Raw genomic sequence first — 6,787 nt, 5'->3', positions numbered from 1 at the left:
CGCCGGCCGGCGCGCTCAGGAGCCGGCTCCGCGGTCGAGCCGGCCCTCGGCCGCCTTGTGGCGATACTGCAGCGCCACCATGAAGGCCTTCAGCGGCCGCAGCATGCCGAGGCTGACGAGCAGGATCAGCGGCAGCCACAGCAGCGCGTGCACCCACAAGGGCGGCTCGAAGGCGAGTTCCACCCATAGCGCGAGGCCCACCACGATGGCGCCGGCGATGAGGATGACGAACACCGCCGGGCCGTCGCCCGCATCGGCGAAGGCATAATCGAGGCCGCAGGACTCGCACTTGGGCGCGAGGTCGAGGAAGCCCTTGAAGAGCTTGCCGCGGCCGCAGCGGGGGCAGCGACAGCCGAGGCGGCGGCGAGCGGCGAGACAGGGGCGCGGTAGGTTCGCCGACATCACGACCGTCCCCGCGCCGCCGTGCGGCCGCGGCCGCCCGCGCCGGTGTGCCCATCAGTGCGTGGCCGAGCCGGCCGACGCCCACACATAGACGAAGGTGAACAGGAACAGCCACACCACGTCCACGAAGTGCCAGTACCAGGCGGCGGCCTCGAAGCCGAAGTGCTTCTTGGGCGTGAAGTCGCCCAGATAGGCGCGCAGCAGGCAGACGGCGAGGAAGATCGTGCCGACGATCACGTGGAAGCCGTGGAAGCCCGTCGACATGAAGAAGGTGGCGCCATAGATGTTGCCCGAGAAGCCGAAATGGGCGTGCGAATACTCATAGGCCTGCATCAGCGAGAAGAAGAAGCCGAGCGCGACCGTGCACCACAGGCCGTACTTCAGGCCCTGGCGGTCGCCGTGGACGATGGCGTGGTGCGCCCAGGTCACGGTGGTGCCGGAGGTGAGCAGGATCAGCGTGTTGAGCAGCGGCAGGTGCCAGGGATCGAAGGCCTCGATGCCGGTGGGCGGCCAATGGCCGCCGGTGAACTCCATGCGCTGGAAGTTGATGGCCTCGCCCACGAACAGGGAGGCATCGAAGAAGGCCCAGAACCAGGCGACGAAGAACATCACCTCCGAGGCGATGAACAGGATCACGCCGTAGCGCAGGCCCAGCACCACCACCGGCGTGTGGAAGCCGGCGCGGCTCTCGCGGATCACGTCCCGCCACCAGCCGAACATGGTGTACATGATGCCGAGGATGCCGACGATGGCGATCAGGCTGGTGCCGCCGTGCATCCAGATCACGCCGCCGGACGTGGCGATCAGCGCCGCCACCGAGCCGATGATCGGCCACGGGCTCGGGTCCACCACATGGTAGTCGTGCTGCTTGACGTGTGCCTCGGCCATGGCGGCCTCCCTTCCCCGGTCTCGTGGGCGCCCGCCGTGCGGCGCGGCTCCCGTTAAAGCTGCCGCGCGAGCGCGGCGGATGTCGTTCTGCCTAGAGCCGCGCGAGCGCGGCGGTGTCGTTCTGCCTAGAGCGGCTTGCCGCCCTTCGCCTCGCCGATCCCCTCGACGCGCGCCACCGGCTTGGCCGGCGCCTTGGAGGGGAAGAAGGTGTAGGACAGCGTGATGGTCTTCAGGCCCTTGAGGTCCGGATCGTCCAGGATCGCCGGGTCGATGTAGAACACCACCGGCATGTCCAGCCGCTCGCCAGCGGCGAGCACCTGCTCCTCGAAGCAGAAGCACTGGAGCTTGACGAAATAGGCGCCCGCCTGGGCCGGCGTGACGTTGTAGGTGGCATTGGCGTGGGTCTCGACCCCGGCCTTGTTGTCGGCCTCGTAATGGGCAAGCGAGGTCTCGCCGATCTTCACGCTCATGCCGCGCTGGAGCGGGCGGAAGCCCAGGGCAGGCCCGGCGCGACGTTGGCGTCGAAGCGGATCTCCAGGGCGCGGTCGGTCGCCACGGGGGCCGGACCGCCGGTGGCGACGCGGGTCGCGCCGCCGAAGCCGGTCAGCGAGCAGAACATGGCGTAGAGCGGCACCGAGGCGTAGGTGACGCCCACCATGGCCGCGATGAAGCCGAGGCAGGCGAGCGCGATCAGGCGGTGCCGGCCGTGCGGCCCGCGCGTCTGCGCCTGTCCTGCGGTCTGGTCGGTCTCAGCGTCCACCTTCGCCTCTTCTCTCCAGCCCTCTGCCCCGTCCCGTCTTCGGTGCCCGTCTTCGTCCCCAAGTGCGCCCGGGTCCCCTTCCCCGGGCCGCCGCCCCGTCAGAGCGGGCGGTTGAGCACGTTGGGCCCGAGCTTCACGATCGTCACCACGTAGAACAACAGCGCCAGGAAACCCAGGACGGAGGCGATGGCGATGTTGCGCGCACGCCGCCGCCGGATCTGCTCCGGCGTCAGAACCACACCCTGCTCGTCCCCCGCCTTCTCGTCCGGCGGCAGCGGCGCCTCGTCCTTGCTCATGCCGCGCCGACGCCCGTGAATGCCGGCAGCAGGCGCGTCACCAGCGCCTCGCCCAGCAAGGTGGCGAACAGCAGGAACAGATAGAGGATCGAGAAGCCGAACATGGCCTTGGCCGCCGACACCGCCGCCTCGCCGGTGCGGCGGCGATAGACGCGCACGGCGAGATGCAGCAGCACGGCGCCGCAGGCGGTCGCCACCACGCCGTAGACCACCCCGGCAAGGCCGAGCAGCGCCGGGCTGATGGCGAGCGGCACCAGGAACAGGGTGTAGAGCAGGATCTGCCGCCGCGTCTCGTCGGGGCCGGCGGTGACCGGCAGCATGGGCACGCCGGCGCGGGCGTAGTCGTCCGCCCGGTAGAGCGCCAGCGCCCAGAAATGCGGCGGCGTCCAGAAGAAGATGATGGAGAACAGCAGCACCGGCTCAAGGCTCACCGTGCCAGTGGCGGCGGCCCAGGCGACCAGCGGCGGGAACGCGCCGGCGGCGCCGCCGATGACGATGTTCTGCGGCGTCGAGCGCTTCAGCCACATGGAGTAGATGACGACATAGAAGAAGATGGTGAAGGCCAAAAGCGCGCCGGCAAGCGCGTTCACCAGCAGGCCCAGCACCACCACCGAGAAGGCGGACAGGGTGAGGCCGAAGGCCAACGTCTCTTCGGCGGAGACCCGGCCGGAGGGGATCGGCCGGCGCGCGGTGCGCGTCATGATGGCGTCGATGTCCCGGTCCCACCACATGTTCAGCGCGCCCGAGCGCCGGCGCCGACGGCGATGCACAAAGCGCGGTGAAGGCGAGCACCGGATGCATGTCGCCCGGCGCGCGCACGAGGCCCACCAGAGCGGTGAAGATGACGAGCGACATCACCCGCGGCTTCAGCAGCTCGATGAAGTCGGCCGGACCGGCGAGCCCCTCCGCCGCCTGCGGCGCACGCGCCGCGGCATCGGTCTTGGACAGGCTCACGCTCACGTCACTCATCCGCGTCACTCACTGCTTGAACCTACGATCCGGACCGGGTGCGACGGGTCGGCGCCACGGGCAACGGGCGACGGGTCTCCGGCGGACCCGGAAGGCGCCGGTCGCCCGGCGCCTTCGGCAGGGGCGCGACGCCCCCGTTGTGGTCCCCGCGCCCGCACAGCGGCGGGCGCGCTGCCGCTCACTTGATGCGCGGCAGCACCTCGAACTGGTGGTAAGGCGGCGGCGACGGCAGCGTCCACTCGAGGGTGGTCGCCCCCTCGCCCCACGGATTGGCGGCGGCCTTCTCCTTGCGGATCAGCGCGATCGCCGTGCCGGTGAGGAAGATCAGCACCGCCACGCCCGAAATGTACGAGCCGATGGAGGAGACGAAGTTCCAGTGGGCATAGGCGTCCGGATAGTCCGCATAGCGGCGCGGCATGCCGGCGAGGCCGAGGAAGTGCTGCGGGAAGAAGATCAGGTTCACGCCGATGAAGGTGACCCAGAAGTGCAGCTTGCCCCAGAACTCGGGGATCATGTAGCCGAACATCTTCGGGAACCAGTAGTACCAGCCCGCGAAGATGGCGAACACGGCGCCGAGCGAGAGCACGTAGTGGAAGTGCGCCACCACGTAATAGGTGTCGTGCAGCGAGCGGTCGATGCCAGCGTTGGAGAGCACGACGCCGGTGACGCCACCCACCGTGAACAGGAAGATGAAGCCGATCGCCCACAGCATGGGCGTGCGGAACTGGATGGAGCCGCCCCACATGGTGGCGATCCAGGAGAAGATCTTCACGCCCGTGGGCACGGCGATGATCATGGTCGCGGCCACGAAGTAGGACTGCGTGCCGGTGGACAGGCCGACCGTGTACATGTGGTGCGCCCACACCACGAAGCCCACCACGCCGATGGCGACCATGGCGTAGGCCATGCCGAGATAGCCGAACACCGGCTTGCGCGAGAAGGTGGAGACGATGTGGGAGATCAGCCCGAAGCCGGGCAGGATCAGGATGTACACTTCGGGGTGACCGAAGAACCAGAACAGGTGCTGGAACAGGATCGGGTCGCCGCCGCCGGCCGGGTCGAAGAAGGTGGTGCCGAAGTTGCGGTCCGTCAGCAGCATGGTGATGGCGCCGGCCAGCACCGGCAGCGACAGCAGCAGCAGGAAGCCGGTGATGAGCTGCGACCAGGCGAACAGCGGCATCTTGTGCAGCGTCATGCCCGGGGCGCGCATGTTGAAGATGGTGGTGATGAGGTTGATGGCGCCGAGCAGCGAGGACGCGCCGGCGATGTGCAGGGAGAAGATCAAAAGGTCCATGGCCGGACCGGGATGGCCGAGCTTGGACGAGAGCGGGGGATAGATGGTCCAGCCGCCGCCGAAGCCCAGCGAGCCGGGCGCGCCTTCCACGAACAGCGAAGCCAGCGCCAGGATGAAGGCGGGCGGCAGCAGCCAGAAGGCGATGTTGTTGATGCGCGGGAAGGCGGTATCCGGCGCGCCGATCATCAGCGGGGCGAAGTAGTTGCCGTAGCCGCCGATGAGCGCGGGCATCACCATGAAGAAGATCATGATGAGGCCGTGGCCGGTGGTGAACACGTTGAAGGTCTGCGGATCGGAGAAGATCTGCATCCCCGGTTCCTGAAGCTCCATGCGGATGCCGATGGAGAGCGCGCCGCCCACGATCCCCGCCACGATGGCGAAGAGCAGGTACATCACGCCGATGTCCTTGTGGTTGGTGGAGAACACCCAGCGGCGCCAGCCGGTCGGGATGTGGCCGGCCTCGTGGGCGGCGTCGGGATGAGCACCGTAGCCGGAATGGCCGTGAGCCTTGTCCGCCGCGTGGTCGCGCGCCGCGTGGTCGTTTGCCGTCGCCTCGGTCGCCATACGCTTGATCCTCGGTTGCCCGGCGCGGCCTCAAGCGGGACGGCCGGCATGCGTTTCTTCTTGGGGCCGGGCCGAAAGGCCCGGCAGTTCTTCCTAAGACGGGCCGGCCGGGATGCTCCCGCCGGCGCCGCGCTCACTGCCGCCTCGTCACTGCGCCGCGGCGAAGGCGAGCATGCCCCGGCCCTCGGCGGGCGCGGAGGCGAACTTGGCCTTGGCCTGGGCGAGCCAGGCCTCGAAGTCCTTCTCGCTCACCACGCGCACCGCGATCGGCATGAAGGCGTGGTCGCGGCCGCACAGCTCCGAGCACTGGCCGTAATAGACACCCTCGCGGGTGGCGCGGAACCAGGTCTCGTTGAGACGGCCCGGAAGGGCGTCGATCTTGATGCCGAAGGACGGCACGGCGAAGGAGTGGATCACGTCCGCCGCCGTCACCTGGACGCGGATGTTCTTGTTCACGGGGACCACCACCTCGTTGTCCACGGCGAGCAGACGCGGCTGGCCGGGCTTCAGGTCTTTGGTGGGCACCATGTAGGAATCGAAGCCGAAGCCGCCATTGTCCGGATACTCGTAGGACCAGTACCACTGGTGGCCGGTGACCTTCAGGGTGAGGTCAGCCTCCGGCACGTTCAGCTGCAGATGCAGCAGGCGGAAGGACGGCACCGCGATGATGACGAGAATCATCACGGGCAGCACGGTCCAGATCACCTCGATCAGCGTGTTGTGGCTGGTCTTCGACGGCACCGGATTGGCGCGCTCGTTGAAGCGCAGCGCCACCACCACCAGCAGCACCAGCACCAGCAGCACGATCGCGGTGATGATGATGAGCAGCAGGTCGTTGAAGCCGTGGATGCGCTCCATCACCGGCGTCACCGCGGTCTGGAGGTTGATCTGCCAGTCGGCCGGCTGGCCCATCTGGGCGTTGGCCGCGCCGGACGCGAGGACCGCCGAAAGGAGGCTGCCGGCGAAAAGTCCAGCGGCGCGGACGAGCGACATCATGGTCTGGAACTCTCCTTGGTCGGCGGAAACGCGCCGCGATTTTCCGGTCTTTATTGCCACTGCGAGAGCGCGCCGGAGGCCGGCAGCCACTCTCCCTAGAATTCATCAAACACAATTGGTCGCGCCTTGCAATCGCCCGGATCGCGCCCAATTGGACAAAACGTCCAAGGCCTGGAGGCAGCGGTTTTTCTGGTCCCGAAAAACGCCGCGCAATTCATTGTTCCTGCTGAATATTCAGACGAATCGGGAGCCGCTCGGACGCCGCCGGCTCTCTTACCCAATTACCACGGAAGAGACAAAATACCGCGCAGGCTCGGCTCCCTCCTGAGCGGTGCCGCCGGAGCCGTGCTATGGGCACCGGCGAAGCCCGCCGCCCCATTGTTGACAGGAAGGCTAGGGCATTAAGGCATTGGTTCACGAAATTCAGATAAGGCAGAAACGTCCGGCCTCAGCCGGGTCCCTGCCGGAGTGCACGATGGTCCTGACTTTCCCCGCCCGCCCGCCGATCGTTCCGGGCCGTGCCATGACGGTGCGGACCGGCAGGACGATCGCAGCGCTGCTCCTGTTCGCCGGCGCGCTGCTGCTGGCGGTCGGCCGGCCCCGCCGCCGGCGGCGGCC

The 6,787-nt window shown here is 68.1% G+C and carries 5 protein-coding genes and 2 pseudogenes; all 7 read right to left on the bottom strand.

Annotation, left to right across the window (positions count from 1 at the left end; translation table 11 throughout):
* Positions 1–15 precede the first annotated feature (15 nt).
* The 7 genes and pseudogenes from AC2W7M_RS16805 to coxB all read right to left on the bottom strand — a co-directional run bounded on the left by AC2W7M_RS16805 (position 16) and on the right by coxB (position 6,169).
* Positions 16–402 carry a DUF983 domain-containing protein gene (locus AC2W7M_RS16805; RefSeq protein ID WP_486133436.1) on the bottom strand — a complete coding sequence of 129 codons (387 nt, stop codon included), beginning with the start codon at positions 400–402 and terminating at the stop codon, positions 16–18.
* Between the two features lie 54 nt (positions 403–456).
* Positions 457–1,290 carry a cytochrome c oxidase subunit 3 gene (locus AC2W7M_RS16800; protein ID WP_486133434.1) on the bottom strand — a complete coding sequence of 278 codons (834 nt, stop codon included), beginning with the start codon at positions 1,288–1,290 and terminating at the stop codon, positions 457–459.
* Positions 1,291–1,415: 125 nt separating this feature from the next.
* Positions 1,416–1,984, bottom strand: a pseudogene (locus AC2W7M_RS16795) (cytochrome c oxidase assembly protein).
* A 164-nt stretch (positions 1,985–2,148) separates the two neighbouring features.
* Complete coding sequence (locus AC2W7M_RS16790) at positions 2,149–2,346, bottom strand: hypothetical protein (RefSeq protein ID WP_486133432.1); 198 nt, start codon at positions 2,344–2,346, stop codon at positions 2,149–2,151.
* Positions 2,343–3,315, bottom strand: a pseudogene (locus AC2W7M_RS16785) (heme o synthase). Before AC2W7M_RS16785 ends, AC2W7M_RS16790 begins: the two are co-directional and overlap by 4 nt.
* Positions 3,316–3,493: 178 nt before the next feature.
* Positions 3,494–5,173, bottom strand: a complete 1,680-nt coding sequence (gene ctaD / locus AC2W7M_RS16780) for a cytochrome c oxidase subunit I (protein WP_486133431.1) — start codon at positions 5,171–5,173, stop codon at positions 3,494–3,496.
* A gap of 147 nt (positions 5,174–5,320) precedes the next feature.
* Positions 5,321–6,169, bottom strand: coding sequence for a cytochrome c oxidase subunit II (gene coxB, locus AC2W7M_RS16775; RefSeq protein WP_486133429.1), 849 nt, complete (start codon positions 6,167–6,169; stop codon positions 5,321–5,323).
* Positions 6,170–6,787: the final 618 nt, after the last annotated feature.

Source organism: Xanthobacter sp. BG11Y11_SDJG (genome assembly GCF_057364445.1).
Note: the sequence above shows the minus strand (reverse complement) of the source record. Positions and strands in the feature narration are given on the sequence as shown.